This is a genomic window from Amycolatopsis sp. NPDC003865, from assembly GCF_053605345.1.
This window is the reverse complement of record NZ_JBSGJA010000012.1, coordinates 169,620-195,369: the sequence shown is the minus strand read 5'-3', so window position 1 is coordinate 195,369 and position 25,750 is coordinate 169,620. Positions and strand designations below refer to the sequence as shown.

Sequence of the window (25,750 nt, the reverse complement as noted above, 5' to 3'; positions counted from 1 at the left end):
GTGCCGCAACACACCCTGAAGATCAACGGCAAGGTGGTCACGGTCGACGCCGACGACGACCTGCGGCTGCTGTGGGTCCTGCGCGACCTGCTGGGCATCACCGGCCCGAAGTACGGCTGCGGGCTCGACGTCTGCAAGGCGTGCACCAGCCACATCAACGGCAAGGCGTTCAACCCGTGCTCGGTCCGCGTGGCCGACATCCAGGAGTCGGACGAGATCACCACGATCGAGGGCCTGCCGGCGACGGTGGGCCAGGACCTGCACCCGATGCAGGAGGCGTGGCTGGAGTTCGACGTCGCCCAGTGCGGGTACTGCCAGCCGGGCCAGATCATGGCGGCGGTGGCGAAGGTCCGCCAGGCCCGCGCGGCCGGGCACGAGATCACCGACGCGGACCTGGACGAGATCCGCAACATCTGCCGCTGCGGGACGTACGCGCGGATCCGCGAGGCGGTGAAGGCGGGAGCGGAAAAGATGTGACGGCCGGGCGTCAGCCCGCCCCGGTGTCGATGCCCAGCAGCTCCACGAAAGCACTCGCCGCCGGGGTGGGGTTGGCCTCCGCCCAGATCACGTACTCGACCCGGGCCGGGGCGTCGGTGATCTCGATCGTCACCACCCCGCTCAGCTGCGGCGCGTACCCCGACGGCAGCATCGCGACACCGAGCCCGGGGCCGACCAGGCGCGGCACGTAGTCCGCGCTCGTCACCTCGTACGCCACTTCGCGATCCAGGCCCGCCGCCGCGAACGCCTGGTCGGACTGCGCGCGCCCGGCCGTGCCCGGCGGGAGGTCCACGAACACCTCCGCGGCCAGGCGTTTCAGGCTGACCGCCGGTTCGCCGGCGAGCGGGTGGTCCGGGGCCACCACCGCGATCAGGTGGCCGCGGGCCAGTTCGCGGACCGCGACGCCGCGCGGGGTCGCCGTCGTGGGCAGGCCCAGGAACGCCACGTCGAGGCTGCCGTCGCGGACCTGCTCGATCAGGTCGTCGCTCGCCCCCACCCGCAGGCTGATGCGCACCTGCGGGTACCGGTCGTGGAACTCGCGGATCGCGGCCGGGACGTCGGCCGCGGTGACCGTCGGGATCAGGCCGACCGCCAGCCGCCCGCGCACCTCGCCGATCGCCGCCGCGACCTCGGCCGCCGCCCGCTCGGCGGCGGCCAGGCACTGGCGCGCCGACGGCAGGAACGCCTCGCCCGCCGGGGTCAGCCGCACCCGGCGGCTCGTCCGGTCGAACAGCCGCGCGCCGAGCTCGCGCTCGAGCCGCGCGACCTGGTGGCTCAGCGCCGACTGGACGACCAGGCACCGCTCGGCGGCCCGGGTGAAGCTGGTCGTTTCGGCGATCGCGACGACGTACCGCAGCTGCTGGAGTTCCACCCATCCATCTTGAACCACGATCGCTGCGGTGACGAACATGTGTTGGACTCATCGATCGGCGACCGGTGGAATTCGGGTATGACCACTCAGCTGCTGCGCGCGGACCGGCCCCGGGTCGACCTCCCGCGCATCGCGCTCACCGCGGCGGCACCCGCCGTGTGGGGCACCACCTACCTCGTCACGACCGAGTTCCTCCCCGCCGGGCACCCGCTCTTCGCCGGTCTCCTGCGCGCGCTGCCCGCCGGGCTCGTCGCGCTCGCCCTCACCCGGACGCTGCCGCGCGGCGCCTGGTGGGGCAAGGCCGCCGCCCTCGGCGTGCTCAACATCGGCCTCTTCCTGCCGCTGCTGTTCATCGCCGCGCAGCGCCTGCCCGGCGGCGTCGCCGCGACACTGGGTGCCGCGCAACCGCTGGTCGTCGCGGTTCTTTCCGTGCCGCTGCTGCGCGACCGGCTGTCGGGGTGGCGGCTCGGCTGGGGCGTGGCGGGCATGGCGGGCGTCGGCCTGGTCGTGCTGGGCCCGGCGGCGGCGTTCGACGGCGTCGGCATCGCCGCCGGCCTGGGCGGCGCGGCCACGATGGCGCTCGGCGTGACGCTGACCAAACGCTGGGGACGGCCGGAAGGCGTCGGCCCGGCGGCCTTCGCCGGCTGGCAGCTGACCGCGGGCGGGCTGCTCCTGCTGCCGCTCACGGCCGTATTCGAGGGAGCGCCACCGCCGATCGACGGCCGCGCGGCGCTCGGCTACCTCTGGCTGGGCCTGATCGGCGGGCTGGTGACGTACGCACTGTGGTTCCGCGGCGTCACGACGCTGCCGGTCGCGTCCGTGGCCGTGCTGGGGCTGCTGTCCCCGCTGGTCGCGGCGCTGCTCGGCGCGGTCGTGCTGGGGCAGACGCTCGGCCCGGTCCAGCTCGCCGGCTTCGCGCTCGCGTTGGCCGCGCTCGTCGCCGGCCAGCTGCCCGCGCCGTCTCCCCGGAACGGCGGGCTCGGGTGAAGACCGCGGGGTTCACCCTCGTCGGCCGCCGATCCTCCGCGCCGTCCCCGAAAGGGTTCTCATGAAGATCGCCGTCGTCGGCGCCGCTCGACGCCGCCGCGGCTCCGCTGCGCGCCCCCGGAGGGGGACTGGTCCTCGACGACCCGCGGTACGTCCCGCCCGGATATCGGGCCACCGCCGGCGCGAGCGCCGCGCAGCCGGCCGTCTGCCGGGCGCACCCCGACCGCCGACTGGTCGTCGACGAGCTCGAGAACGCCGGTGCCGACCGGCACTTCACCGTCGGCTACCGACCTTGGTCTCGCACCGCACCCGCGGGGCGGCCTCGGTCCCGGACGCGACGCAGTCGACGCCCTTGCCCGGCCCGGGAACCGGGTAGGCGAAGACCGTCGGCGCGTCGCGCTCGCGGCCGGCGGAGAACTTGACGACCGTCGGCTGCCACGATCCGGTGCCGTGCAGGACCTTCGAGTAGTACGCGGTGTGCGGGCCGATGGCCGTGTCCGTGCCTTCGCCGTCGTCGTTCAGCTCGTGCACGGTCAGCACGTAGTCCCCGGCGGTGTACTTGCCCTGGCCTTCGCGCCCGGCTTCGGCCGGGGTCGCGCTGACGACCTCGGGCGCGACGGGATCGGCGGCGGTGGCGATGACGGTGGCCCCGGCCGCCACCACCGCGGCCCCGGCGGCGACCGCGATGCCCCCGATCCTCCTGGCTGTGAAGTCCATGAAGATCAAGCTAGGAGCGCGGCCCGGCCACCACCTCGGCCGAAGGGACAGCGGATCTCGTCCTTTCGGCCGGGGTCAGGGACGGCCGAGCTCGTAGGTCGACAGGACGAGGGCGGTCCCGACCGTGCGCGTGCCGGTCAGCCGGGCCGCCCGGAACCCGCTCGCCTCGAGAAAGAGCCGGGCGCCCGTGCCGACGACGAAGGGGTAGGTCAACAGCCGCAGCTCGTCGGCCAGCTCGTGCTCGATCAGGGTGCGGACCAGCATCCCGCTGCCGTACACCACGATTTCCCCGCTCACCGCCTCCTTCAGCTTCGCGACCTCATCGACGACGTCGCCCTTCAGGACCGTGGTCTCGCCCCAGCCGGCGTCGTCGACCGCGGCGGCGGAGACGACGTACTTCGGCAGGGCGCGCAACCGGTCCGCCCACTCGCCGGTGCGCGCCGCCCAGCCCCGGGCGAGGAAGTACGCGTGGGTCCGCCTGCCCAGCAAGAGGGCCGCGGCGCCCACTGCTTCGGCGTGTTCGACCTCGGCCCACGCCGCGCGGTCTTCGTCGCCGATCCGGGTGAACCAGCGGACGGATCCCCCGTCGCCGGTCGGGTCCTCGACGACCCCGTCGAGCGTGACGTTCTCACTGATGATGATTTTTCCCATGCCGGGGCAGACGCCGGGGCGACCGCGAAGGGGGCGGCCGCCCCCTTCGCGGCCCCGGCGGCGTCCGTACAGGATGGGAGCGCGAGCAGGGAGACGAGGCCGGATGGGAACCGAACTGATCGGGCGGGCGCGGGCCGGGGACGGCGAGGCCTTCCGGGAGCTGACCGAGCCGCACCGCCGCGAGCTGCAGGTGCACTGCTACCGGATGCTCGGCTCGTTCCAGGACGCCGAGGACGCCCTCCAGGACACGCTGCTGTCGGCGTGGCGGGGCCTCGGTGGGTTCGACGGCCGGGCCTCGATCCGCACCTGGCTGTACCGGATCGCCACCAACCGCTGCCTCAGCGCGCTGCGCGCGGCCGGAAGGCGTCCGGCGAAGGCGTGGGACATCCCCGGCGTCGAACCGCCCGAACCGACGCGGCTCGGCGAAGCCGTCTGGCTCGAACCCTTCCCCGACGCGCTCCTCGAAGGCGCGTTCCCGGCGCCGCCAGGTCCGGAGGCGCGCTACGAGCAGCGCGAATCCGTTTCGCTGGCGTTCGTGACCGCGCTGCAGGTCCTGCCGCCGCGCCAGCTGGCGGTGCTGGTGCTGCGTGACGTCCTCGGGTTCCCGGCGGGCGAGGTCGCCGCCATGCTGGACACGACGGTCGACTCGGTGAAGAGCGCCCTCAAGCGGGCCCGGGCCGGCCTGCGGCGCCGGCAACAGCAGCGCGCACCGGCACCCGCGCCGGGCTCGGCCGCCGAGCACGCGATCGTGGCGGGCTTCGTGCGGGCGTGGGAACCGCCGACATCGGCGCGCTGGTGGCCCTGCTGACCGACGACGTGTTCGTGTCGATGCCGCCGTTGCCGCTCGAGTACGAGGGCCGGGACGTGGTGGGCCGGTTCTGCGCGGGCCTGTTCGGCGCGGGCCGCCGGTTCGACCTCGTGCCCACCCGCGCCAACGGCCAGCCGGCCTTCGGCGCGTACCTGCGCGGTTCGTCCGGTATCCGGCACGGGACCGGCCTGTACGTGCTGACCCTGGCCGGGGACCGGATCGCGGCGATGACCCGGTTCGACAACAGCGTGCTCCCGGCGTTCGGCCTGCCGCGGTCCCTGCCGCTGCCCGCCGCTCCGGCGAATGGGTGAAAGAGAACTGCCGACTACTTTCGGACACCTCCCCCGGAAATGGGATAACCGCATTTCAACCACCCTCGCCGAAAATTCCGGACGACCGGTCGCCCGTCGATCGTGATCAATGGACGACCGGCTGCCGGTGAATTAATTTCGGTTACATCAACGGTTCCGCTTCACCCGATCGTGTAAATGCACGGGATGACCGTCCGCCGCGCATAGGCGCGCAGTGATGATGGCGGTAGGGTCCCCGGCGACAGGGCAACTCGAACGGCTGATCGCCTGGCCGCCTACCGATTTGCTCACGACGTCGTCCGGAGTGACCGCTGCCTTCCGGGCGATCGGTCGCTGCCGAAAGAAAGCAAAGAGAGAATTGGACTTCGACGCACTGGCCGCCGAGCTGCGCAATCTCCGGGACAGCGTCGCGGGGGTGACGGGCACGGTGCTCGCCGCGGTCGACGGCATACCCATCATCGCCGACGCGGACGACTACATCGATCCGGCGAAGATCTCCGCGCTCGCCGCCGCCGATCTCGGAATCGCGCGCCAAGCCGCCGAAATGACCGGGAAGGGCACGCTGAGCCAGACCGTGGTGTTCGGCAGCGAGGGCTACATGGCCGTCTACGCCGTCGGCCGGCTGGCGCTGATGGTCGTCCTGGGGGACAAGGGCCTGAACGTCGGGCGCCTGCTCTTCGAGTCCCGGCCGGTCATCGACCGGATCGGCACGATCCTGGCCGCGTAGCGGACAAGCCTGTCCAACGGAAGGAAAGCAGCATGATGATGAACATCGACACCGCGCTGAAGGAAGCCATGTCCATCACCGGCGCCGTCGGCGTCGCGCTCGTCGACTACGACAGCGGGATGTCGCTCGGCACCAGCGGTGGCGGCGAGTGGCTCGACCTGGAGGTCGCCGCCGCCGGCAACACCGAGGTCGTGCGGTCGAAGCTGCGGGTGATGTCCTCGCTCGCGCTCAACGACAGCATCGAGGACATCCTGATCACCTTGCACCGCCAGTACCACCTGATCCGGTTGATGAACTCGTCGCGGAACTCGCTGTTCCTGTACCTGGTGCTGGACCGGGAACGGGCGAACCTGGCGCTGGCCCGCCACTACTTGAAGCGCATCGAAGCCGACCTGCAGGTGTAGCTTGAGGGGAGGAGGAGACGATGACCGGAGGCGGCTCTCGCGCCGCACTCGTCATCGGCTCGGCGTTGATGCACGACCTCGGTTCCCTGTTCCCGGTGGCGATGACCCTCGCCGGCGACGAACTGGCGTTCACCTTCGTGTCGTCCTGCCCCTCGCCCGACGCCGTCGAGGAGTGGGTCCGCTTGCGGTCGGGCGCCGTCGTCGCCGACCGCGTGCTCCGCTTCTACGTCGACGCGGACCGGCGGCGGATCCGCGTCGAACTGGCCGGATCGCCGGTCCGGGCCCTGGTCGTGCTCGCCGACGAGGTCACGGCGGCGTCGGTGAACGCCCCGCGGCTCGGTCGCTGGCAGGACCAGATGCCCTGCACGCTGCAGGTCACGATGGACGAGCTCGCCCGGGTGCTGTCGCGCTGCCACCACCGCGCCGGCGGCGCCGAGCCACTGATCGACCTCGACCTCGCCTACCGGCCGGACCGCGAATACGAGCTCCGGCTGGCGGGGGCGCACGAGCGGGTGCGGCCCTTCATCGCCCCGGTCCGCCCGGTGCTGGCGATGCGCTGGCGCTCGACGACCGCGGCGCAGCGCAAGGCGTTCCTCGACGAACTGCCGGACGGCGCGCCCACCCGCGGCTGGCTCCGCCGGCGGCGCACCGTCCGGGTGATGGGTCTGGAGGTGGAGGTTTCCCCCTGACCACGCCGTCGTGGCAAGGTGAGCCGCATGCGGATCAGCGACGACGACTACGTGTGGTTCGCCGGCCGCGCCCTCGACGGGATGGCGGCGATCGTCACCGAGCTCGGCGACGAGCGGGCCAACCGCCGTCCCCCGCTGCCGGGGGCGAACACGCCCTACGCGATCGTCACGCATTGCCTGGGCGTGCTCGAGTTCTGGGCCGGCGCACCGGTCGCCGGCCGCGCGGTCGAGCGCGACCGGGACGCCGAGTTCACCGCATCGGGCCCGGTGGCCACGCTGGTGTCCCGGATCGCGGCGGCCAAGGAGCAGCTGCGCGCCGATCTCGCGGCGTCCGAGCCGGCGGCACCGCTGCGCGCGCCGGCGCCGCCGAAGTACGCCGGCACCCCGGCGGGCCGGTCGCAAGGCGGGGCGCTGCAGCACGTGTACGAGGAATTGGCCCAGCACCACGGCCAGCTCGAGCTGACTCGCGACATCCTCCGCTGAACCCGCCCGGGGACCGGGCTCCGCCGGGCGGGGTGGCCGTCGGTGTGGTGGCGGCGCGGGTGGTTCGGCCCGGAACGCGGCGGTGCTGGTCGCCGGCAGTGCCGGGGCGCGAGCACGCCCGCCGGGCAGGCACGGCCGGTCGCCGGGCGCCATGGTCGCCCGCGGGCCCGGCGTGGTCGCGGCCGCCCCGTACCCGGCAGGCCGCGGCCTCGTTCGAAGCGGTCCGGAGGACCGGTCCCGGTGAGCCCACCGGTGCCCGGGAGCCGCGGCGTATTGTCGGAGCGTGCAGATGCCGACACAGCGGGGCTCCGGATACCGGCGGCCGGCCGGGTTCGCCGCCCGCGCGGGGCTGCGGTGCGGGGCCGGTGTCCGCGTGGCGGGCGGGCCGTGACCGCCGAACCGGAGACCGCGCCGCGGGGCTACGACCACGCCGCCGTCCACTACCGCTCCGACGCCGAGCTGCTCGCCGTCGCCGTTCCGTTCCTCGAGGGCGGGCTGGCCGCCGGCGAACCGACCATGGTGTCGCTGGAACCGGGCCGGGCCGAACTGGTGCGCCGGGCCCTCCCGGCGTCGGCGGACGTGCGGTACCTGACCACCGGCGAGCTCTACGTCCGCCCGGCCGCCGCGATCCGCTCCTACCGGACGATGATGGCCGCGCTGGTCGACGGCGGCGCCACCGGAATCCGCATCTTCGGCGAGATCCCGCGCACGGCGATCGACACCGCGTGGGACTCGTGGGCGCGCTACGAAGCCGCGGTCAACCACGCCTACGACGAGTTCCCGTTGCGCAGCATGTGCGCCTACGACACCCGGACCACCCCGCGCCACATCCTCGACGACGTCGCCCGCACGCATCCCTTCGTCGCGACCCCCGGCGGGCGCCGGGACAACTCCGGCTACGTCGACCCGCCGGCCTTCCTGGCCGGGGCACGGCCGGTGGCGCCGCTGGAGATCCAGCACGCCGCCCCGCTCGCCGTGCTCACCGACCCGCACCCCGCCGCGGCCCGCCGGGCCGTGCTCGAGTTCGGCGAGACCGGCCTGCCCGCCGCCGAGCTCGACGACCTCGTCCTGGCCGTCAGCGAGATCGTCGACAACGCGCTGCGCCACGGCCGCCCGCCGGTCGAAATGCGGATCTGGGCCGGCCCCGGCCACCTGGTCGTCACGGTGCACGACACCGGGCAAGGCCCGGACGACCCGTTCGCCGGCCTGCTCCCGGCCGCGCGCCGGATCGGCGGCCGCGGCCTGTGGATCGCCCACCAGATCTGCAGCGAAGTCGCCTTGTACCGCGACGAGACGGGCTTCACCGCGCGGCTGACGGCGGGCCACCCCCGGCGTCCACCCGTGGATTGACCTCTCAGTCCTCCCCGGCCGGGGTCAGCGCGCCGCGGTTGTCCACGAGGGCGGCGGCGATCTCGGCCAGCTTGACGTTGAGCTCCTGCGAAGTGCGCCGGAGCAGGGCGAAAGCGGCGTCGGCGCTGAGCCCCTGACGGGCCATCAAGATGCCCTTCGCCTGGCCGATCACGTCGCGGGACTCGATCGCGCGGCGCAGGTGCGCGCGCTCCAGTTCGGCGAGCTCGGCCACGCGGGCGTGCTCGAGGGCGAGCGAGGCGTGCGTGGCCAGCAGCAGGGCCCGGTGGCGGTCGGCCGGCGTGATGCCCTCGCGGTGGGCGTAGATGTTGAGCGCGCCGGTGAAGCCCGCCGGGCGGGACGTCGGCAGCAAGGCCGTGGACAGCACCGCGTCGAGCCCGTGCGCCGTCGCGACGGCGGCGAACTGAGGCCACGCCGGGGACCGCGCGAGGTCCTGGTCGAGCGCGTAGGCGGGCCCGCCGGGGGCGGCGGCGTCGAGGCAGGGCCCGGAGCCGCTGCGGTACTGGACGTCGTCGAGGTCGGCGGCGATGTCCGGGATCTCCACCGGGGTGAAGAAGCGGCCGGCGGCGTCCCGCAGCGTGATGCTGACCAGCCGCGCGTGCGGCACGACCACGGTGGTCGCCGCGACCACGTGGTTCAGGGACTGAGTGACGGTGCCGGCGTCGAGCAGGACCCGGGTGAGCGCCGCCAGCTGCGCGCCGAGCCGTTCTTCGGACGTCTGCCCGTCGCCGTGGCGGTCGATCGCCTCGTCCACGCTGGCGTGCACGGGCAGGGTGTCGCCGGGCAGCCCGCTGCGCAGGACCCGGGCGTTCAGCGTTCCGGGGTCGAGCAGGACCGCCGAGCGGACTCCCGACCGCGCGCGGCGCACGGCGAACTGGCCCAGCGCCCGTACGCCTGCCGCGCCGAGCGTGCCGACCTCCCGCAGGTCGAGGATCACCAGGTGCGGTGGCGGGAGGGTGGCGCTAGCGTCGAGCAGCCTGGCCAGCGCCCCCGGCGCGGTCCCGGCGTCGAGCGTCCCGCTGAGCCGCAGGACGAGGGCCTGCTCCGCGTCCATCGGCAAGACCTCGACGTTTCCGGTCATGTCCCCACCTCCTCGTCCGGTGTCCGAACAAGCCGGTTACCCGTAACGGCGGTTCTCAACCCGCCCGGGTCACCGGGTGGTCGCCGTCCGGGAGAAGCGCGGCGGGTGCGTCGCCCCGCCGTAGTGGGTGGCCCCGAGCGTCACGGCGGCGACGAGCACCGCGGCGCCGGTGGCCGTCACGATGCGCGCCGGCGTGCGCAGCCGCGCGCGGGGACGGGGGGCGTCGACCGCGGCGTCGGACAGCCGCGTGGTCGCCCACCGGTAGCCGTGGGCGAGGGAGAACGCCAGGGTGGCCCCGATGATGAAGAAGTCCGCGACGTTGAAGGTGTACTTGCCGAGGGGGACGAAGTCGATGGCGCCGCGGACGCTGCCCGGCGCCGTGACGTGGTGCAGCCCGAGGCGGTCCAGCAGGTTGCTGGTCCAGCCGCCGATCGCCAGGGCGGCCGGTGCCCGCAGCAGCACCGGGTGCCGCCGGCGCAGGAGGAGCAGGACCGCGGCGGTCAGCAGCGCGGCGCCGGCGAGGTCGAGCACCGCGCCCGTCACCGGACCGGCGTACCAGGCGCCGACGACCGGCCCGACCAGCGGGTTCCCGCCGAAGTTGATGCGGGTCCTCGGCACTTCCCGCCAGGCCCACGCCTTGGTCACCTGGTCCGCGACGATGACCAGGAGCAGGGCGTACGCCGTCCACGGCGGGCGGAGTACCGGTCCTTCGAGCCGGGGCGTCCCGGCGGTGCCGTCAGGGGTCATCGGTGCCTCACAGCCCGGGCCGGGCGACCACGGCCGTCGCCCGGACGGGTGGCGACGGGGCTGCGTGGATTCGCGGGGTCGGTTAATACCCCACCGGCGGCCCGGTCAAACAAAAGTCCTTTGTGGACAGACGGCCGGGGCTCAGCCCGCGGTCTTGACGAGCGGCACGTCCCGGCTCAGCTCCCGGAAGCCGACGCCGTGGTACAGCTCCCGGGCGGCGGGGTGGCCGGGAGCGCCGAGGCAGGCGACGGTCGCGTGCGTGGCTCCGGCGTCCCGCGCGCGCCGCAGCCCGTGCAGGAGCATCGCGCGGGCCAGGCCGAGGCGCCGGTACCCCGGGTGCGTCCCGACGGGTTCGAACTCGGCGGTCTTGTTCGGCTCGTCGAGCCACAGGATCGCCGAGGCCGCCATCGTCCCGTCCGGGGCCTCGACCAGGACGTGCAGGTCATCCCGGTACCCCGGGGCCCGTCGCACGCCTTCGTAGCTCTGCGCCGTGTAGGTGGTGGGTGCCCAGGCGTCGACGTGGGCCCGGACCGCGGCGGCCGGGCCGGCCTCGGCCGCCGTGCGGAACCGGAACCCGCCGGGCAGCACCGGCTCTTCGAGGTCGGTGAGGTCGCGTTCGGTGAGCTGGGTCCACGTTCCCGTGTCGCCCGCCGCGGCCGGGTCGGTCCGGTAGCCGTGCGCGGTCCAGCGGGCGAGCGCGAACTCGTCGGCCGCGCCCGGCAGCACGGTGCGTTCGACGTCGCCCGCCGTGGCGTCGAACCAGGCGATCACCTCGTCGGCCAGTTCGGCGTGCGCGGGGTGGACCTGGTGGGCCAGGTACGCGCCGGTGACGTCCCGCACCGAGCCGTCGGAGCGCCGCACCCGGCGCGGCAGCTGGGCCCAGCCCCACGCCACCAGTGCGCCGCCGGAGAACCACAGCCGGCGCCGCCAGTGCGCGCCGTCGGCGGCGTGGCCGCGGCCCCAGTTCCAGGCCAGCTCGCCGTAGGAGGCGTCGCTGTTGACCAGGTCGGGCCGCAGCGCCGTGACCCGCTGGGCCAGGCCCTGCATCAGCTCGACGTCGGCGGCGGTCAGCACCTCGGCGGTCCCCATGGCCGGTCACTGTGGCAGGGGACCGGGACCGTCGTCGAACCGTTTTCGGGAGCTAGAACCGTTCGGGGATGCCCGCCAGGACCGCGCTCAGGCTCGGCAGCCACCGCTGCCGCGGGTCCGGCGCCGACAGCCACTCCGTCGCCACGTCCACCCGGCGCGGGCCGACCGGCAACGGCAGCAACGTTCCCCACGCCAGCACGTCGACGTTCTTCGGCAGGGCGTCGCGCGGCGGGATCAGCCCGTCGGTCTCCGCGAGGAGGGCCACGCGCGGGCCGTGCTGGGTGGGCAGGTGCATCGCCGGGCCCTGGCAGCCGGTCGCCACCAGCCGCGCCAGGACCGGGCCCGCGCTCAGCTTGGGCAGCGTCACCGCGCAGATCCCGTTCTCCAGTGCCAGGAAGGGATGGACTCCCCGCCACTTGACCGGCCAGCCGAAGAGGCGGCCGTAGAAGGCGTCGACCCGGTCGCCCGCCGGGTCCCGGGGCGCGACAGGCACCTGCTGGTCGAGCGACATCGTCGACGCCTTTCCGCTCGCTGGGTGAGGAAGGGTCAGCCTAACGGCACTCAGTGCCGCTAGCAAGTTCGGCTGCTACCGTCCGGCCATGACCGATTCGCCGCGCCGCGCGCCGGCCACCCGGGTCGGGGCGACCCCCGCGGGCCGGCGGCAGCTCCGCCGCGCCCTCGCCTCGGCGGCCGTGGACCTGTTCGCCGCCAACGGCTACGAGGCCACCACGGTGGACGACATCGCGGCCGCGGCCGGCGTCGGCCGCCGCACGTTCTTCCGGTACTTCGACGCCAAGGACGACGTCCTGTTCGCCAACCACGACGAGATCGTGGCGGAGATGGAGGACGCCTTCGCCGCCGCCGACCCGGCGCGCGACCCGGTCGAGGTGGCCTGCGACGCGGTCGGCCTCGTGCTGGACTCCTACGCCGCCGAGCTCGACGTGTCCCTCAAGCGGTTCGCGCTGACCCGCACGGTGCCTTCGTTGCGGGACAAGGAGGTCGCGACCGTCGACCGCTACCAGCGCGTGCTCGCGCGCTACCTGCAGGCGCGCTACGAACACCAGGGCGACCCGGCGGCGAGCCTGCGGGCGGCCGTCGCCGCCGCGGCGATCGCGGCCGCCAACAACCACGTCCTGCGGCGCTGGCTGCGCGGCGGCGGCGAGGACGACATCAAGGTCCGCGCGGCCGAGGCGTTCGCGCTGGTGCTCGCCGCTTTCCGCGCCCCGCGCGCGGAACCGGCCACGGTCGTCGCCGTGATGACCACCGCGACGCCCCTGCACGAGGTGGTCGCCCAGGTGGGTGCGGTCCTCCGCCCCTCGTAGTGGCACTGAGTGCCAGCTGGGGGAACAAGCCGGTTTACACTCGGTCGGTGGCGAAGCGGAAGAACGTGAAGCCGACGCCGTTCCGCGAACGCAACGGCGACCACCCGTTCAACGCCTCCGGCGTGGTGCGGACGGGCCCGCGGTGCTTCACCTTCGTCGACAACAAAGACCCCACCGCCCTGTTCGAAATGACGTTCGACGCCGACCTGGCGAAGGTCGGCCACATCCGCCGTCGCCGGCTGCTCGGCGCGGACGGCCTGAGCGATCCGGAGGGGCTCGCCAGGGCCGACCGGGACGGCGAGACCTTCCTGATCGTCTGCTCCTCGCTGTCGGTCGAGCGGAACCGGGTCAACGACGGCCTGGTGCGCGTCCGCCACCGCCCCGACGGCGACCTGCCCGCCGAACCGATGGCCGGGTTCCGGGCCTGGCTGCTCGACCGGGTGCCCGCCCTCGCCGCGCCGGGCAGGCGGAAACCGGACGACGACGGCCTGAACGTCGAGGGCCTCGCCTGGGACGCGGACACGAGCGCACTCCTGCTGGGCTTGCGGGGACCGGCGATCCCCGGCCACGTCGCCCTGGTCCGGATCCCCGCCGACCTCGGCGGGCAGTGGACGACGGCGTCGCTCGGCGCGCCCACCGTGCGCTCGGCCCGCCTCCCGCACCCCGCGGCGGCGCAAGGCATCCGCGACCTCTCCGGCGCCGCGCCGGACGGTGATCTGCTCGTCCTGCTCGGCCGGTCGGCCAGCCACGACGACGCGCCGTTCCAGCTCGGCACCTGGCCCCGTGGCGGTGGCGCCATCGAGCTGCTCGACATCACCTTCCACCGCACCGCGAAACCCGAAGGCGTCACGACGTTCCCGGCCGGCGGCGAACGGAAGATCCTCGTCGTCGACGACAACGGCGGGTACGTGGTCCTCTAGGAGAAGTACAGCTTCGACGCCGCCGGGTCCTGCACGACCCGCGGCCGGCCCGACGGCGCCGGATCGGTGGCGAACGCCGCACCCGCCCCGGTCCGGACGCTCGTCAGCGTGAAGTAGCCGCTGTAGGCGAACGGATCGCCGGCGGGGTCCACCGGGGTGACCGCGAACTCTTCGGCGTGGTCGGTGTTGTCGGCCGCGCGCGTGCAGAGCAGCCGGTGGCCCTGGGCCGACGCCGTCGTGCTCGCGTGCAGGAACCGGCCGGAAGCCTTGGTGGCGAGCGACTTCCCGGTGCCGAGGGTGTCGAAGCACCACAGGTCGGCTTCGTCGACGTTGGCCGGGCGCAGCCGGTGGACCACCTCGAAGCTGCCCGGCTCGATGGTTTCGGTGCCGCTGGCGTGCATGCACTCGTTCGTGACGTCTTCGCGGACGTAGGCCCCGTCGGGGCCGGGCAGGCCGCCGCAGAGGTAGCCGGCCGACGCCGCCAGCCGCAGTTGCTTGCGCAGTGCGGTGACCTGCGCGGGCAGGTCGGGCACCCCGAGCCCGGTCAGCACCCCTGCCATCCGGTCGAGCAGCGGCTTGAGCACCGTTTCCTGGGTCTTGTGGCCGAACACGCTCTCGCGGTAGGCGCGGATCCGGTCGATCAGCTGCGCGCGGCGGGCCGGGTCGTCGCGCACGAGCTTGCCGAGCAGCCCGGCGGTGTCGATCCGGAAGTGCCGGGCCGGCTGCAGCGTCTGGTCGAGGCCCCACGGGATCAGCTTGAAGCGGATGTCGCCGACGCCGGGCGCGGCGACGGCTTCCACGTCGTTGTAGACGTAGGTGTTGTTGGTGTTGCGGGAATAGCCGTCCCAGTGCTTGAGGAAGAACTCCATCGCGTAGAGCTTGATGAACTGGTCCAGGTCGAAGACCTCGCTCGCGCCGGCCAGCCCGTGCGCGGCGATGTGGTCGATGGCGAACTTCAGGTCCGCCTTGTCCTCGAACTTCGACAGCGATTCCACGCCGATGAAGCCGAACCGGGCAGCGACGAAGTCGTCCTTGTGCTCCAGTTCGTACAGGTTTCCACCGGTGTGCCGGAAATTGCGCTCGATGTAGCGCGGCATGATCGGCTCGACGTTCACGAAGACGCCGGGGCTGTTGACGCCGGCGACCCCTTGGCCGATCGGTGTGCCGTTGACGAGCACCTTCGCGAAGTTCCCGCGGGAATAGGGGAGGCCGGCGAGTTCGAACAGCCGGTAACCCAGCAGCTGCCGGAGGTAGGAAAGGTCCTGGACCGAGTTGTTGAGCGTCAGGTAGCGCGATCCGATCAGGTCCCGGATCGGTGCCTTGTTGTCATCGGAGAACTTTCCGAAATCGACGTGCAGGCACGGCTTGTCGCTGTTGATCGAACCGCAGAAGGACTTTTTCTTGATTCCCACGTCGGTGAACGTCTTCTTCGCGGGGAACTTCGTCCCGGAGATGGTGACCGACGCCTTCCGCCAGGTGTAACGGCTTCCGCCGGTCCAGTCGAAGTTGCACACGCCGCCGGCCGGCTGCTCGGTGCGCACGGCGTCCCAGTCGGCCTGCGGCAGCGTGATCTCGATCGTCAGCACATTGTCGAGGTCGTAGAGGGAATCGAGGGCTTGCTGCTCCTGGGCGCTCATCCCGTCATGGTACGACCGTTTCCCCGGGTCGGGTCGGCGAAAAAATTCAGCAACGAATTTCGCGTTCGGGCCTTTTCCGGTTGCTGTATCACTCGGCTCGGGGGAGGTGGACGGCGGTGATGCCGGCGAGAACGAGGTCCAGCCCGGCGAGGAACTGCTCGCGGTCGTCGTGCCCGCGCACCTCGGCCGCCACCGCCCGGGTGAACGGGTACTCGGCCGGGTCCAGTTCCTCCCACGCCGCCGACACGGCGTCGAGGAATTCGTCGCGGTCGCCACCCGGCGTGGCTCCCGCGTTGTTCGCGGCGTTCTGGCCCGCGGCGCCGAAGATGTAGCTCACCAGGGCGGAGGTCGTCGTGAACAGGTGGCCCTCCGGCACGCCGAGCGCGCGGACCTGGCGGCCGATGCCTTCGAAGATCCGCGGGGTCACCGACCCCCACGGGCTGCGCGAGAGCTGCAGCGCCAGCTGCGTGGCGAGCCACGGGTGCCGCTCGATGGCGTCGAACAACCCGAGCGCGACCGCGCGGATCTGCTCGCGCGGTGAGCCGGGGGAGCCGACGGCCAGCGCGGCGGCGATCACCCCGTCGGTCGCCGCGTCGAGCAGCTCGCTCTTGTTCGCCACGTGCCAGTAGATCGCGCCGGCGCCGGTGGCGAGGCGCTCGGTGAGCGTCCGGAAGGTCAGCCCGGCCTCGCCGGTCGCGTCGAGGAGTTCGACCGCGGCCTCGACGATGCGTTCGCGGCTGAGGGCGTCGGAGCGGCGGGTGCGGGGCGGCATGCCTCATCTTGACACATCTGGAATGACGTTCCACAATCTTGGAACAACATTCCAGAAGGAGGCACCATGAACGTCACGATCATCGGAGCCGGGCTCGGCGGTCTCGTCCTCGCCCGGGTCCTGCACGTCCACGGCATCGCGGCCACGGTCTACGAAGCCGAGCCGTCCCCGGCCGCCCGCAAGCAGGGCGGGCTGCTCGACATCCACGTCCGCACCGGTCAGGCCGCCCTCGAAGCCGCCGGCCTGACCGACGGGTTCCGCGCGCTCGTCCTCGAAGGTCACGAGGCCACCCGGGTCCTCGACCGCCACGGCGCGGTCCTGCACGACGAGCCCGACGACGGCACCGGAGGACGGCCCGAAGTACCCCGGGGTGAGCTGCGGCGGCTGCTGCTCGACTCGCTCCCGGACGGCACCGTCCGCTGGGGGCACAAGGTCACCGGCGTCCGCGCGCTGGGCGACGGCCGCCACGAGGTGAGCTTCGCGGGCGGCGCGGCCGTCACCACGACCCTGCTGGTCGGGGCGGACGGTGCCTGGTCGAAGGTCCGGCCGCTGCTGTCGCCGGCGACGCCGGAGTACATCGGCCGGTCGTACGTCGAGACTTTCCTGTACGACAGCGACACCCGGCACCCCGCCGCCGCGAAGGCGGTCGGCGACGGGGCCATGCTCGCGCTCGCGCCGGGCAAGGGAATCCAGGCCCACCGCGAAACGGACGGCACCCTGCACACCTACGTCGCGCTGACCCGCCCGGTCGAGTGGTTCGGCGACTTCACCGACGCCGAAGCCGCCACCGCGCGGACCGCGGCGGAGTTCGCGGGCTGGGCCCCCGAACTCACGGCGCTGATCACCGACGGCGACACGGCGCCGGTCCTGCGCCCGCTCCACACGCTGCCGGTCGAGCACCGGTGGAAGCGGGTACCGGGGGTGACGCTCATCGGCGACGCCGCCCACCTCGCGGCCCCGAACGGCGAAGGCGCCAACCTGGCGATGCTCGACGGCGCCGAGTTGGCCCTGGCCCTGGCCGGGAACGACGACGTCGAGACGGCGCTGGCGAAGTTCGAGGCCGTGATGTTCCCCCGCGGCGCCGAGGCCGCCGCCGACGGCAACGAACTCCACGAGCTCCTCTTCGGCGAGGACTCACCCCGCGGCTTGATCACCATGTTCACCCAGGGCGGTCGGTGACCGACCACCGCCACGGTCGTTCCTGGCTGCCGAGCCATCGACTCGGCCAGGTTCTCCGGCACCAGGAACGACGGCGGCGGCCCCTGCGTGTGACGCTCGGGATGGCCTTCGGGCATCGCGGTGGCGCCGCGGCCGACCTCGTCGACCTCCCCGGACGTGGGGTGCAGGAACCTCACCGGCGTTCGGCGCCGAGCGGCTGCCGTACGGCAGCGATTTCTGCCGGCGGGCCCGCCCTGGCGGGAGCTGACCACCGCCAACCGCGTCCGTCTGTTCCCCCGGCTGGGCGGGTAAGCGCTTACCCCGCGTGCGGCGCCGGAGCCGCCGCGGCCGGCACCCGCAGGGTCGGGCGGAGGGCCAGGACGACCGCGCCGGTGACCGCCAGGTGCATCAGCATCAGCCCGGCCACGTTGGCGGCGGTGGCGCCCGCGGTCAGCAGGAGCAGGTCCGGGATCCACGTCAGGACGAGCACGGCCGGGACCACCACCCGCAGCGCCTTCGGGTTGTGGCGGGCGATCAGGCCCCAGCCGGTGGCGCCGGCGACCAGGCCGAGCACTGTCGCGGGCAGGTAGGCCGCGGGGTTGAGGCCCATCCCGATGCCGCCTTCGTCGAGAGCGGACGCCGCGAGCGCGATGACCGTGTTGACGGCGGCCGCCGCCAAGAGCGCGAGCCCCAGGCGGAGGGCCATGACGGACGTCGGGGTGGCGGTGGTCGGCATCGCTCCTCCTTGGGTTGCGTGTTAAACCCAAAGATAGTTTGAGTTGCGTGTTAAAGTCAAGCGTGGGCGAACACGAAGCGGTGGAGCCGTTCGACCGGCTCGGGGACGACGAGCGGCGGGCGTGGGTGAACCTGGCGAAGGTGCTGCTCACGCTGCCGGGAGCACTGGAAAGCCAGCTGCTGCGCGACGCCGACCTGACGTTGCTGGGCTACATGATCCTGGCGCGGCTTTCGGTGGTGCCGGGGGAGAGCCTGCGGATGAGCGAGATCGCGGAGATGGCCAACGGGTCGCTGCCGCGGATCTCCCACGCGGTGGCCCGGCTGGAGGATCGCGGCTGGGTGACCCGGGAGGTGTGCACCGGCCAGGGCCGCCGCTTCACGATGGCGACCCTGACCGACGCGGGGCGGGCGCACCTGGCGGCCGCGTCCCCCGCGCACGTGGCGAACGTCCGGCGCCTGGTGATCGACCCGCTCGGCGCCGACTTCGTGCGGATCGGGGACGCCGTCGAGCGGGTCGTCGACAACCTGGGGCTGCCCACCGAGGTGCTCAAGCGGCCGAAGACCTGACCGGCCCGGGCGCCGGAGCCCGCCGTCGGTCACCATGGGGCGGTGTCCCAGCCCGTTCCCGCACCCGGAGCCGCCGGCCCCGGCCTGCTGTACCTCGTGAAGCAGCTCGAGCTCGCCGTGCGGGCCCGGCTGGACGAGGTGCTCCGCCCGGTCGCGCTCACGCCGTTGCAGTACACCGCGCTCACCGTGCTGGAACGCCGGTCCGGTCTCACCACCGCCGAACTGGCGCGCAACTCCTTCGTCACCGACCAGGCGATGGCGGACATGGTCGTCGCGCTCGAACGCCGGGGCCTCATCGCGCGGGAAGGCGATCCGCGGGACCGGCGGCGGCGGGTGATCGGGCTGACCGGTCCCGGGCAGGAGCTCCTCGACCGGGTCCGCGACGACGTCGCCGCGCTCGAAGAACGGATGGTGTCGCAGCTGAACCCGCGCGAGGCGGCCCGGTTCCGCGCCTACGTCGTCGCGTGCCACGCCGCGCTCTCCGACCGCCCGTCGCACTGAAAAGTACAGGAAACCTGTACATCTCGCGCCTGCCGTGGGACTCTCGGTGCCCACGGCGAGCCGGGCGCGACGGCCCGGGGTGAGGGGCACCACCATGCGCGTCCTGGCGCTGATCGGCGCGATCCTGCTGGCGGCCGGCCTGGTCCCGGCGACCGCGGCCGCGGCCACGAGCGAGCACCACACGGGGCAGCTGCCGGACGGGGCCACCTGGGTGGCGGACGTGCCGGCCGCCTGGAACGGCACGACGATCCTCTACAGCCACGGGTTCGGCCCGCTCACCGCGCAGGACGCGCCGAACGACGAAACCCGGGACGCGTTGCTCGGCGGTGGGTACGCGCTGGTCGGCTCCTCCTACAGCGGCCCGTCGTGGTGGGCGCTCGCCTCCGCCGTCGACGACCAGTTCGGCGCGCTGGCGGCCGCCGGGCAGCTCACCGGCCGCCCGCGCCGCACGATCGCGTGGGGCACCTCGATGGGCGGCCTCGTCAGCGCACTGGAAGCCGAACGCGGCGGGCTCGACGGCGTGCTGAGCACCTGCGGTCTCGTCGCCGGCGGCCTGAACCTGAACAACTACCAGCTGGACGGCGAATACGCGCTGGCGCACCTCCTCGCGCCCGCGCAGGACGTCAAGCTCGTCCGGTTCGCGGACCCGGCCGAGGCGAGCGCGTCGGCCGCCGCGCTGACGAAGATCGCCACCGACGCCCAGGCCACGCCCGCCGGGCGGGCGCGCATCGCGCTCGCCGCCGCCCTGATGAACGAGCCCGGCTGGTTCACCGGCCCGACCCCGCCGGCCGGCCCCGCCGGTCAGGAAGTCCAGCAGCAGCAAGAACTTTCCCAGCTCGTGCTCGGATTCGTCGTGTCCGGCCGGTACCAGATCGAGCTGGCCGCCGGCGGCAACAGCGCGTACACCGCCGGCGTCGACTACCGTGCCCTGCTGGCCGGCAGCGGCCACGCCCGCCAGGTCCGGGCCCTCTACCGCGCGGCCGGCCTCGACGTCGACGCCGACCTCGCGACGCTCACCCGGGACGCCGAGATCCGGCCGGATCCGCAGGCCGTGCGCACCCTCGCGCGGACGTCGGCGGTGACCGGCCGGCTGCGCGTCCCGACGCTGGACATCCACACGGTCGCCGACCAGCTCGTGCCGGTGGAGCAGGAAGACTGGTACGGCACGAAAGTGCGCCGGGCGGGCGCCGGATCCCTGCTGCGCCAGGCCTACGTCGGCGCCACCGGGCACTGCGCGTTCCGGACGGCGGAGACGGTCGCGGCCCTGCACGCGCTCGAGTCGCGGATCGAGACCGGACGGTGGGGCGACGTCGCGGAACCGCGGCGCCTCAACGAAGCCGCCGGCGGCACCGGCCGGTACGTGCGGTTCGACCCGCCGCCGCTGACCGGCGCCCGCCGGTAGGGCTACGACCGGAGGACGAACCCGGCGACGTCGAGGCCGAGCTGCCGCCCGGCTTCGTGGTCGAGCCGGGTGTGGACGCCGGCGACGATCCGGCTCAGCCCGGCCTCGTCGGCGGCGTCCTGGAACGTGGCGAAGCGCCGGACCACCCCGGGCAGCGCTTCGGACGTCACGGCCAAGGGCCACCGCGGCCCGAACTCCTGGCGCAGCACCCCAGCGCCCGCCTGCGAAACGACGCTGTGCGCACCGGGGTACGCCGGGTCGGCCGGGGTGGTGGCGAGGCCCGACCAGTCCGGGACGGCGTCCGTCGCCGGGTTGCCGTCGGCGCCGGCCAGGCGGATCGCCGTGATCGGCCGCCAGATCCGGTAGTGGTACTTCGCTTCGTAGAACGCGATCACGGCGTCGGCGAAGGCCAGGTTCAGCCGCGCGAACACCCGCGCGGCGACGATCAGGCCGCCGCGAGACCCGCCCACGACCGACTGCGCGATCTCGTTCCAGTAGTTCCAGATCGGCGCCGCCCAGAACCGCGCCTGCACGGTCTGGTCCGCGGTGCGGGTGGTGCTGGTGTCCCGTCCGGCCGCGGCCACCTCGTTCAGTGCCTTCGCGTACCGGGCGCCGGTCAGCTCGGGGTAGGGGCCGGGCCGGAACTTCTCGGCGCGGTCGAGCACGAACGGCGTCACCGCGGCCCAGTGGGTGAACGCGGCGGGGGCGAACGCGGGCGGCGTCGGCCGGTACTGCCCCGGCTCGGCGCCCGGGGGAAGCGCCGGCGGGACCGCGGCCGAACCGTCGTTCGCGCGCAACCCCAGCAGCAGCCGGGCGACGAGCCCGCCGGCCCGCACGCCGGCGGCCCGCCCCGCCGGGTGCAGGCGGGCCAGCTGGCCGGCCAGCAGGCTCGCGAACCCGCCCGCGCGGGCGGGGTACAACGCGGCGAGCACGTCGTGCGCGGCCTGCGCCGCGGCCGCTTCCGGGTCCGCCGCGGCCGGGACGTCGACGGTGAACAGGTAGGGCCGTCCGGTCCCGGTCGTCGCGACGACGGCGTCGTGCACCGCCGCGTGCAGCAGGGCGAAGCCGCGGGTCGGGTGCACGGTCGCGGGCTGGAGGCCGGGCGTGCGCACGGTGGCCAGCAGCTCCCGGTTCCAGGCGAGGACGACGTCCGCGCCACCCCGCCGGACCGGGGCCGCGCCGGCGGAGGCGGGCAAGCCGGTGGTGGCGAGCGCGCCACCGGTGACGAGCAGCCGCCGTCGTGACATCGAGGTGGTCATTTCTCTCCCCTGGGTCGATCGGAAGGTCCGAATCCCGATACGGTCACCGGTTACGCGTAACCCCGGCCCGTATCCCTCAGGTGGTGGGAAGAATCGGCAGGGGAGAAGGCGGGCGGTGCCGGTGGCACAGCGGTTCCGGCGCAAGCGCGCCGAACAGGACGAAGCGGGCGAAGCACCGCGGCCGCGGCTGCACGCGGTCGGCGCGGACGTCTACCCGGACTGGGAGGCGGTCTACCGCGACAACGTCGATCGCGTGTACCGGCTGATGTTTTCGAAGGTGGGCAACCGGCCCGACGCGGAGGATCTCACCACGGAGGTGTTCCTGACGGCGTTGCGGCCGCTGCGCGTCTCGGCGAGCGTGGGCGAGGTCCGGGCGTACCTGCTGGCCACCGCGCGGACGGTGCTGGCCGGGCACTGGCGGCGCACGCTCGGCCGGGAGATCACCACGCTCGACGAAGAGCGCGACATCGTGGCGTTCGAGGCCGGTGCGATCGACCCGCGCACGCCGGCCCGCGCCGAAGCGATCCTCGCGCAGCTGCCCGAGCGCTACAGCCGGATCCTGCGGCTGCGCTTCCTGCAGGCGTGCTCGCTCAAGGAGGCTGCGGCCGAGCTGGACATCACCGTCGGCAACGCGAAGGTGCTGCAGCACCGTGCGTTGCGGCAGGCGGCCCAGGTGGCGGAAGGGATGGAGCCGTGACGACTCGAGGTGTCCGCCGGTTCGTCAAGGACCTCCTGCGCCGTCGCCGGCCGCGCCCGTTCGCGGCCGGGCCCGGTGACGAGGCCGAGCTGCGGACCGCCGTGCTGCTGCGCGCCGCCCGGCCGGGTGCCGGGGCGGCGAGCGAGGAGTTCGTCGCCGGGCTGCACCGCCGGCTCGCCCAGGAGCTCGGCGGACCCGCCCCGGCCGGCAATCGCCGCCGGTTCATCCAGGTGTCGTCGGCCGCCGCGGTGGCGGCCGCGGCGGGCGCGGGCGTCGAATACCTGGTGACGTCCGGGGCCCAGCCGGCGGCCGAGGACGTGCTCCGCCCGGAAGACGGCGAGTGGCGGACGGTGGTGGCGGCCCACGACCTGCCGGAGGGCGGGGTGCGGCCGTTCGACTTCGGTGCCGTGGCGGGATTCGTGCGGCGGACCGGCGGTGAGGTGCGCGCGGTTTCGGCGACCTGCACGCACCTCGGCTGCCGGCTGAACCTGGACGCCCCGGCCCGGCGGCTGAACTGCCCCTGCCACCGGACGTCCTTCGCCGTGGACGGCGCGGTGGTCGTGCACCAGCTGCCGGTGACGCCGCCGCCGTTGCCGCACCTGGTGGTGCGCGAAACCGGCGGAGTGGTCGAGGTGCTGGTCCCGCCGGCCGGCGCGTGACTCAGCGCAGGTACGACGCGCCGTTGACGTCGAGGATCGCGCCCGAGCTCCACGCGGCCTCCGGGGACGCGAGGTGGACGATCGCGGCGGCGACGTCCTCGGCCGTGCCCACGCGGCCGAACGGGCTCTGCTCCCGCAGCCGGTCGCCACCGGGGCCGGCCAGCTTGGTCTCCTGGCGTTCGGTCGCGACGAACCCCGGGGCCACCGACGTCACGGAAATCCCGTGCGGCGCCAGGGCGATCGCCATCGACTGGCCGAACGCCTGCAGCGCCGCCTTGCTCGCGCCGTAGGCCGGGTGCTCGGGTTCGCCGCGGAAGGCGCCCCGCGAGCCGACGTTGACGACGCTGCCCGGGCGGCCCTGCTCGATCAGGTGCCGGGCCACCGCCCAGGTGACGTTCGCGGCGCCGAGCAGGTTGACCTCGACCGTGCGCCGCCACACCTCGACCCACTGGTCGTAGCCGACTTCGGCGACCGCGTGCCGGGTCCGTTCGGTCGGGGCCTGCGCGGCGTTGTTGACCAGGACGTCGACCCGGCCGAGTGCCCCGACGGCTTCCTCGGCGAGCCGCCGCGCCGCGACCGGGTCGCCGAGGTCGCCGCTCAGGCACACGTGCCCGGATCCTTCGAGTTCGCGCAGCGTCGTCTCGGCGTCTTCGCGGCGCGTGCCGAAGTGGACGGCGACGCGGTAGCCGCGGGCGGCGAACGCCTTCGCGGTGGCCCGGCCGATCCCGCGGGACCCTCCGGTCACGAGCACGCCCTTCACGCGCCGCCCTCCTCGACCAGGTCGAGCCGCGGGGTTTCGCCGGGGCCCACGGGGAACTGCGCGAGGAACGTGACGCCGTCCTCCTGCGCGTCGAAGCGGGCGATCCGGGTCGCTTCCGGTTCGTAGAACACGTCTCCGGGCCGCAGCAGCGTCTCGGCCTCGCCTTCGATCCGGTAGACGGCGGACCCGGTCTCGATGCTGCCGAACACCGGTCCGTTGTGGACGTGCAGGCCGGCGCCGTGGCCGGGGGCGATGGTGATCCGGCGGACCTCGACGAGGTCGACCAGCCGCGGCGCCGGGAGCCGCTGTTCCAGCACGAGCGTGCGGGTGACGGGTTCGGCCGGGACGGGCTCCGGCTCGCCGCCGGCCACCGCGTCGCCGATCTCGGTCGTGGTGCCGTCGCCGGGGATCTCCTCGATGGCCAGGTGCGTCATCGAGGTCGTGTCGGTGGCGCCGTGCCAGTGCCACTCGCCGGCGGCGACGCGAACCGTGTCGCCGGGCCGGACCAGCTGGGCCGGGCCGCCGCGGCGCTGCACGTACCCGGTGCCGTCGGTGACGACGAGGACCTGGCCGAGCGGGTGCCGGTGCCAGCGGGTGCGGGCGCCGGGCGCGAACTGCACACGATCGACCCGTGTGCGCGACGGGCCTTCCGGGACGGCGAGCGACGTGACCCACGCGCTGCCGCTGATCGCGCCGGCGGGCGCGGGCGAGCTGGTCCGCGGGACGGGACGAACGTGCACGAAGGACTCCTCAGTGGACGGTGAGCAGGGCGAGGACACCGGAAACGGCCTGGTCGAAGGGAACGGGGGAGTTCGCGGCACGGGCGAGCACGTACCCGCCCTGCAGGACGGCGACGACGGTGGCGGCCAGGGCGGCGGGGTCCGGCCCGGCGGGCAGCTCACCCGCGGCCTGGCCTTCGGCCACGACGTCGGCCAGCCGGGCCCGCAGGCGGGTCAGCGTCGCCTCGACCGGGGCGCGCAGCTCCGGATCGGCGACGACCTCGGGGTCCTGCGTGAGCCGGCCGACGGGGCAGCCCCGGAGCACCTCACGCTCGCGGCGCAGGTAGGCGGTGATCCGCTCCACGGCCGTACCGGGCCCGCGCAGCTGCGCGTCGGCGGCGGCCAGCAGCTCGTCCGCGCTGCGCCGCACGGCTTCCAGCGCGAGCTCCCGCTTGCCGGAGAAGTGGTGGTACATGCTGCCCTGGCCGGCGCCGGCGCGCTGCTGGATGGCCTTGGGGCTGGTGCCGACGTACCCGCGTTCCCACAGCAGCTCGCGGGTGCTGTCGACGAGCTGGTCCCTGGTGTCCACGTCCGGGACTGTACATACTAGTAGGTACAGAAGCCAGAGCCGGTGCCCTTCCGGGTTCGCGAGGGCCGCTCAGTGAAGGGGGCGCAGGAGCGGGCGCGGGCGCGAAAGGATCGCGCTGACCTCGCCGTCTTCCGGGGACGGCGTGAGGCCCGGCCCCGGCGTCATCACCGTCTCGGTGAGCGCGACGTCCTCGCCGCAGCGCAGGCACGCGCCCGACTGCGCCACTTCGCCTTCGCAGCCCGCGTGGACGAACACGCGGCGCCGGCCGGAGGGCGCGTAGTGCTCGTCACCCCACGCCGAGAGGGCGCGGACGACCGGCCAGAGCCCCCGGCCCTTCGCGGTCGGCTCGTATTCGCTGCGTTTGCCCGGGCCCGGCACGCGCGCCAGCACGCCTTCGCCGACGAGGAACTCCAGCCGTTCGGTCAGCACCGCGCGCGGGATGCCCAGGTGCTCGACGAAATCGCTGAACCGGCGGACGCCGAACACCGCGTCGCGGACGATCAGCAGCGTCCAGCGCTCGCCGACGATCTCCAGCGCGCGGACCATCGAACAGGCCTGGTTGGTGTACTCGCGGGGCAGCGCCATGCGTCCAGTCTGCCACAGAAGAGTTCGGTCATCGAAC

The 25,750-nt window shown here is 73.7% G+C and carries 32 protein-coding genes; 17 read left to right on the top strand and 15 right to left on the bottom strand.

Annotation, left to right across the window (positions count from 1 at the left end; translation table 11 throughout):
* Positions 1–477, top strand: coding sequence for a (2Fe-2S)-binding protein (locus ACWEVP_RS27675; protein ID WP_452065472.1), 477 nt, complete (start codon positions 1–3; stop codon positions 475–477).
* Positions 478–487: 10 nt separating this feature from the next.
* Here ACWEVP_RS27675 and ACWEVP_RS27670 read toward each other — a convergent pair whose 3' ends face one another.
* On the bottom strand, positions 488–1,369 hold the full coding sequence (locus tag ACWEVP_RS27670; protein ID WP_452065471.1) for a LysR family transcriptional regulator: 882 nt from the start codon (positions 1,367–1,369) through the stop codon (positions 488–490).
* A gap of 78 nt (positions 1,370–1,447) precedes the next feature.
* Here ACWEVP_RS27670 and ACWEVP_RS27665 point away from each other — a divergent pair, with 78 nt between their 5' ends.
* Entirely contained in the window at positions 1,448–2,356 is a 909-nt protein-coding gene (locus ACWEVP_RS27665; protein WP_452065470.1) for an EamA family transporter, read from the top strand.
* Between the two features lie 273 nt (positions 2,357–2,629).
* Here ACWEVP_RS27665 and ACWEVP_RS27660 read toward each other — a convergent pair whose 3' ends face one another.
* Together ACWEVP_RS27660 and ACWEVP_RS27655 are read right to left on the bottom strand one after the other, a co-directional pair.
* Positions 2,630–3,073: a hypothetical protein gene (locus tag ACWEVP_RS27660; RefSeq protein WP_452065469.1), complete on the bottom strand. Its 444-nt coding sequence runs from the start codon at positions 3,071–3,073 to the stop codon at positions 2,630–2,632.
* 75 nt (positions 3,074–3,148) lie between these two features.
* Complete coding sequence (locus tag ACWEVP_RS27655) at positions 3,149–3,724, bottom strand: dihydrofolate reductase family protein (RefSeq protein ID WP_452065468.1); 576 nt, start codon at positions 3,722–3,724, stop codon at positions 3,149–3,151.
* Between the two features lie 103 nt (positions 3,725–3,827).
* On the opposite strand from ACWEVP_RS27655, the gene ACWEVP_RS27650 reads away from it, so the two are divergent.
* From ACWEVP_RS27650 to ACWEVP_RS27620, 7 genes are all read left to right on the top strand, one after another.
* The gene (locus ACWEVP_RS27650) at positions 3,828–4,532 is read left to right on the top strand and encodes an RNA polymerase subunit sigma-70 (protein WP_452065467.1); all 705 of its coding nucleotides are present in this window, start codon (positions 3,828–3,830) and stop codon (positions 4,530–4,532) included.
* Complete coding sequence (locus ACWEVP_RS27645) at positions 4,493–4,843, top strand: hypothetical protein (RefSeq protein ID WP_452065466.1); 351 nt, start codon at positions 4,493–4,495, stop codon at positions 4,841–4,843. Before ACWEVP_RS27650 ends, ACWEVP_RS27645 begins: the two co-directional genes overlap by 40 nt.
* A 358-nt stretch (positions 4,844–5,201) precedes the next feature.
* On the top strand, positions 5,202–5,570 hold the full coding sequence (locus ACWEVP_RS27640; protein ID WP_372662148.1) for a roadblock/LC7 domain-containing protein: 369 nt from the start codon (positions 5,202–5,204) through the stop codon (positions 5,568–5,570).
* Positions 5,571–5,608: 38 nt separating this feature from the next.
* Positions 5,609–5,974, top strand: coding sequence for a hypothetical protein (locus tag ACWEVP_RS27635; protein ID WP_452065603.1), 366 nt, complete (start codon positions 5,609–5,611; stop codon positions 5,972–5,974).
* A gap of 20 nt (positions 5,975–5,994) precedes the next feature.
* Positions 5,995–6,663: a hypothetical protein gene (locus ACWEVP_RS27630; RefSeq protein WP_452065465.1), complete on the top strand. Its 669-nt coding sequence runs from the start codon at positions 5,995–5,997 to the stop codon at positions 6,661–6,663.
* 27 nt (positions 6,664–6,690) lie between these two features.
* A complete protein-coding gene (locus ACWEVP_RS27625; protein ID WP_452065464.1) occupies positions 6,691–7,146 on the top strand; it encodes a mycothiol transferase in 456 nt (151 codons plus the stop codon).
* A gap of 387 nt (positions 7,147–7,533) precedes the next feature.
* Positions 7,534–8,496, top strand: coding sequence for an anti-sigma factor RsbA family regulatory protein (locus tag ACWEVP_RS27620; RefSeq protein ID WP_452065463.1), 963 nt, complete (start codon positions 7,534–7,536; stop codon positions 8,494–8,496).
* Positions 8,497–8,500: 4 nt separating this feature from the next.
* Here ACWEVP_RS27620 and ACWEVP_RS27615 read toward each other — a convergent pair whose 3' ends face one another.
* From ACWEVP_RS27615 to ACWEVP_RS27600, 4 genes are all read right to left on the bottom strand, one after another.
* On the bottom strand, positions 8,501–9,595 hold the full coding sequence (locus tag ACWEVP_RS27615; protein ID WP_452065462.1) for an ANTAR domain-containing protein: 1,095 nt from the start codon (positions 9,593–9,595) through the stop codon (positions 8,501–8,503).
* Between the two features lie 69 nt (positions 9,596–9,664).
* Positions 9,665–10,342, bottom strand: a complete 678-nt coding sequence (locus ACWEVP_RS27610) for a signal peptidase II (RefSeq protein ID WP_452065461.1) — start codon at positions 10,340–10,342, stop codon at positions 9,665–9,667.
* 141 nt (positions 10,343–10,483) lie between these two features.
* The gene (locus ACWEVP_RS27605; protein WP_452065460.1) at positions 10,484–11,431 is read right to left on the bottom strand and encodes a GNAT family N-acetyltransferase; all 948 of its coding nucleotides are present in this window, start codon (positions 11,429–11,431) and stop codon (positions 10,484–10,486) included.
* Between the two features lie 52 nt (positions 11,432–11,483).
* A complete protein-coding gene (locus ACWEVP_RS27600) occupies positions 11,484–11,942 on the bottom strand; it encodes a glycogen operon protein GlgX (RefSeq protein WP_452065459.1) in 459 nt (152 codons plus the stop codon).
* Between the two features lie 88 nt (positions 11,943–12,030).
* On the opposite strand from ACWEVP_RS27600, the gene ACWEVP_RS27595 reads away from it, so the two are divergent.
* Together ACWEVP_RS27595 and ACWEVP_RS27590 are read left to right on the top strand one after the other, a co-directional pair.
* On the top strand, positions 12,031–12,753 hold the full coding sequence (locus tag ACWEVP_RS27595; RefSeq protein ID WP_452065458.1) for a TetR family transcriptional regulator: 723 nt from the start codon (positions 12,031–12,033) through the stop codon (positions 12,751–12,753).
* Positions 12,754–12,800: 47 nt separating this feature from the next.
* Positions 12,801–13,673 (top strand): DUF3616 domain-containing protein, encoded by an 873-nt coding sequence (locus ACWEVP_RS27590; RefSeq protein WP_452065457.1) that lies wholly within the window; start codon positions 12,801–12,803, stop codon positions 13,671–13,673.
* Here the strand turns inward: ACWEVP_RS27590 and ACWEVP_RS27585 are convergent.
* Together ACWEVP_RS27585 and ACWEVP_RS27580 are read right to left on the bottom strand one after the other, a co-directional pair.
* Positions 13,670–15,310 (bottom strand): CotH kinase family protein, encoded by a 1,641-nt coding sequence (locus ACWEVP_RS27585; RefSeq protein ID WP_452065456.1) that lies wholly within the window; start codon positions 15,308–15,310, stop codon positions 13,670–13,672. The genes ACWEVP_RS27590 and ACWEVP_RS27585 overlap by 4 nt on opposite strands.
* An 88-nt stretch (positions 15,311–15,398) precedes the next feature.
* Positions 15,399–16,082, bottom strand: coding sequence for a TetR/AcrR family transcriptional regulator (locus ACWEVP_RS27580; protein ID WP_452065455.1), 684 nt, complete (start codon positions 16,080–16,082; stop codon positions 15,399–15,401).
* 66 nt (positions 16,083–16,148) lie between these two features.
* Between ACWEVP_RS27580 and ACWEVP_RS27575 the strand changes: the two genes are divergently transcribed.
* On the top strand, positions 16,149–17,261 hold the full coding sequence (locus ACWEVP_RS27575) for an FAD-dependent oxidoreductase (RefSeq protein WP_452065454.1): 1,113 nt from the start codon (positions 16,149–16,151) through the stop codon (positions 17,259–17,261).
* A gap of 295 nt (positions 17,262–17,556) precedes the next feature.
* Here the strand turns inward: ACWEVP_RS27575 and ACWEVP_RS27570 are convergent, their stop codons facing one another.
* Positions 17,557–17,976, bottom strand: coding sequence for a hypothetical protein (locus ACWEVP_RS27570; RefSeq protein ID WP_452065453.1), 420 nt, complete (start codon positions 17,974–17,976; stop codon positions 17,557–17,559).
* 47 nt (positions 17,977–18,023) lie between these two features.
* Here ACWEVP_RS27570 and ACWEVP_RS27565 point away from each other — a divergent pair, with 47 nt between their 5' ends.
* From ACWEVP_RS27565 to ACWEVP_RS27555, 3 genes are all read left to right on the top strand, one after another.
* Positions 18,024–18,542, top strand: a complete 519-nt coding sequence (locus ACWEVP_RS27565; protein WP_452065452.1) for a MarR family winged helix-turn-helix transcriptional regulator — start codon at positions 18,024–18,026, stop codon at positions 18,540–18,542.
* A 42-nt stretch (positions 18,543–18,584) separates the two neighbouring features.
* Positions 18,585–19,043, top strand: coding sequence for a MarR family winged helix-turn-helix transcriptional regulator (locus ACWEVP_RS27560; RefSeq protein WP_452065451.1), 459 nt, complete (start codon positions 18,585–18,587; stop codon positions 19,041–19,043).
* A gap of 94 nt (positions 19,044–19,137) precedes the next feature.
* On the top strand, positions 19,138–20,445 hold the full coding sequence (locus tag ACWEVP_RS27555; RefSeq protein ID WP_452065450.1) for an alpha/beta hydrolase: 1,308 nt from the start codon (positions 19,138–19,140) through the stop codon (positions 20,443–20,445).
* Positions 20,446–20,447: 2 nt separating this feature from the next.
* Here ACWEVP_RS27555 and ACWEVP_RS27550 read toward each other — a convergent pair whose 3' ends face one another.
* On the bottom strand, positions 20,448–21,704 hold the full coding sequence (locus tag ACWEVP_RS27550; protein WP_452065449.1) for a vanadium-dependent haloperoxidase: 1,257 nt from the start codon (positions 21,702–21,704) through the stop codon (positions 20,448–20,450).
* A gap of 115 nt (positions 21,705–21,819) precedes the next feature.
* Between ACWEVP_RS27550 and ACWEVP_RS27545 the strand changes: the two genes are divergently transcribed.
* Together ACWEVP_RS27545 and ACWEVP_RS27540 are read left to right on the top strand one after the other, a co-directional pair.
* Positions 21,820–22,401, top strand: coding sequence for an RNA polymerase sigma factor (locus tag ACWEVP_RS27545; RefSeq protein ID WP_452065448.1), 582 nt, complete (start codon positions 21,820–21,822; stop codon positions 22,399–22,401).
* The gene (locus ACWEVP_RS27540) at positions 22,398–23,060 is read left to right on the top strand and encodes a QcrA and Rieske domain-containing protein (RefSeq protein WP_452065447.1); all 663 of its coding nucleotides are present in this window, start codon (positions 22,398–22,400) and stop codon (positions 23,058–23,060) included. Before ACWEVP_RS27545 ends, ACWEVP_RS27540 begins: the two co-directional genes overlap by 4 nt.
* A gap of 1 nt (position 23,061) precedes the next feature.
* Here the strand turns inward: ACWEVP_RS27540 and ACWEVP_RS27535 are convergent, their stop codons facing one another.
* The 4 genes from ACWEVP_RS27535 to ACWEVP_RS27520 form a co-directional block, all read right to left on the bottom strand.
* Positions 23,062–23,820 carry an SDR family NAD(P)-dependent oxidoreductase gene (locus tag ACWEVP_RS27535; protein ID WP_452065446.1) on the bottom strand — a complete coding sequence of 253 codons (759 nt, stop codon included), beginning with the start codon at positions 23,818–23,820 and terminating at the stop codon, positions 23,062–23,064.
* A complete protein-coding gene (locus tag ACWEVP_RS27530) occupies positions 23,817–24,560 on the bottom strand; it encodes a cupin domain-containing protein (RefSeq protein ID WP_452065445.1) in 744 nt (247 codons plus the stop codon). The genes ACWEVP_RS27535 and ACWEVP_RS27530 overlap by 4 nt, the downstream gene beginning before the upstream one ends.
* 10 nt (positions 24,561–24,570) lie before the next feature.
* On the bottom strand, positions 24,571–25,128 hold the full coding sequence (locus tag ACWEVP_RS27525) for a TetR/AcrR family transcriptional regulator (RefSeq protein ID WP_452065444.1): 558 nt from the start codon (positions 25,126–25,128) through the stop codon (positions 24,571–24,573).
* A 69-nt stretch (positions 25,129–25,197) separates the two neighbouring features.
* Positions 25,198–25,713: a winged helix-turn-helix transcriptional regulator gene (locus tag ACWEVP_RS27520; protein ID WP_452065443.1), complete on the bottom strand. Its 516-nt coding sequence runs from the start codon at positions 25,711–25,713 to the stop codon at positions 25,198–25,200.
* Positions 25,714–25,750 lie beyond the last annotated feature (37 nt).

Excerpts from the sequence above, each read along its gene's own strand:
- ACWEVP_RS27665 (WP_452065470.1), top strand. The coding sequence starts at position 1,448 with ATGACCACTCAGCTGCTGCGCGCGGACCGGCCCCGGGTCGACCTCCCG.
- ACWEVP_RS27660 (WP_452065469.1), bottom strand. The coding sequence starts at position 3,073 with ATGGACTTCACAGCCAGGAGGATCGGGGGCATCGCGGTCGCCGCCGGG.
- ACWEVP_RS27655 (WP_452065468.1), bottom strand. The coding sequence starts at position 3,724 with ATGGGAAAAATCATCATCAGTGAGAACGTCACGCTCGACGGGGTCGTC.
- ACWEVP_RS27650 (WP_452065467.1), top strand. The coding sequence starts at position 3,828 with ATGGGAACCGAACTGATCGGGCGGGCGCGGGCCGGGGACGGCGAGGCC.
- ACWEVP_RS27635 (WP_452065603.1), top strand. The coding sequence starts at position 5,609 with ATGAACATCGACACCGCGCTGAAGGAAGCCATGTCCATCACCGGCGCC.
- ACWEVP_RS27630 (WP_452065465.1), top strand. The coding sequence starts at position 5,995 with ATGACCGGAGGCGGCTCTCGCGCCGCACTCGTCATCGGCTCGGCGTTG.
- ACWEVP_RS27625 (WP_452065464.1), top strand. The coding sequence starts at position 6,691 with ATGCGGATCAGCGACGACGACTACGTGTGGTTCGCCGGCCGCGCCCTC.
- ACWEVP_RS27615 (WP_452065462.1), bottom strand. The coding sequence starts at position 9,595 with ATGACCGGAAACGTCGAGGTCTTGCCGATGGACGCGGAGCAGGCCCTC.
- ACWEVP_RS27610 (WP_452065461.1), bottom strand. The coding sequence starts at position 10,342 with ATGACCCCTGACGGCACCGCCGGGACGCCCCGGCTCGAAGGACCGGTA.
- ACWEVP_RS27605 (WP_452065460.1), bottom strand. The coding sequence starts at position 11,431 with ATGGGGACCGCCGAGGTGCTGACCGCCGCCGACGTCGAGCTGATGCAG.
- ACWEVP_RS27600 (WP_452065459.1), bottom strand. The coding sequence starts at position 11,942 with ATGTCGCTCGACCAGCAGGTGCCTGTCGCGCCCCGGGACCCGGCGGGC.
- ACWEVP_RS27595 (WP_452065458.1), top strand. The coding sequence starts at position 12,031 with ATGACCGATTCGCCGCGCCGCGCGCCGGCCACCCGGGTCGGGGCGACC.
- ACWEVP_RS27585 (WP_452065456.1), bottom strand. The coding sequence starts at position 15,310 with ATGAGCGCCCAGGAGCAGCAAGCCCTCGATTCCCTCTACGACCTCGAC.
- ACWEVP_RS27580 (WP_452065455.1), bottom strand. The coding sequence starts at position 16,082 with ATGCCGCCCCGCACCCGCCGCTCCGACGCCCTCAGCCGCGAACGCATC.
- ACWEVP_RS27575 (WP_452065454.1), top strand. The coding sequence starts at position 16,149 with ATGAACGTCACGATCATCGGAGCCGGGCTCGGCGGTCTCGTCCTCGCC.
- ACWEVP_RS27570 (WP_452065453.1), bottom strand. The coding sequence starts at position 17,976 with ATGCCGACCACCGCCACCCCGACGTCCGTCATGGCCCTCCGCCTGGGG.
- ACWEVP_RS27555 (WP_452065450.1), top strand. The coding sequence starts at position 19,138 with ATGCGCGTCCTGGCGCTGATCGGCGCGATCCTGCTGGCGGCCGGCCTG.
- ACWEVP_RS27550 (WP_452065449.1), bottom strand. The coding sequence starts at position 21,704 with ATGACCACCTCGATGTCACGACGGCGGCTGCTCGTCACCGGTGGCGCG.
- ACWEVP_RS27520 (WP_452065443.1), bottom strand. The coding sequence starts at position 25,713 with ATGGCGCTGCCCCGCGAGTACACCAACCAGGCCTGTTCGATGGTCCGC.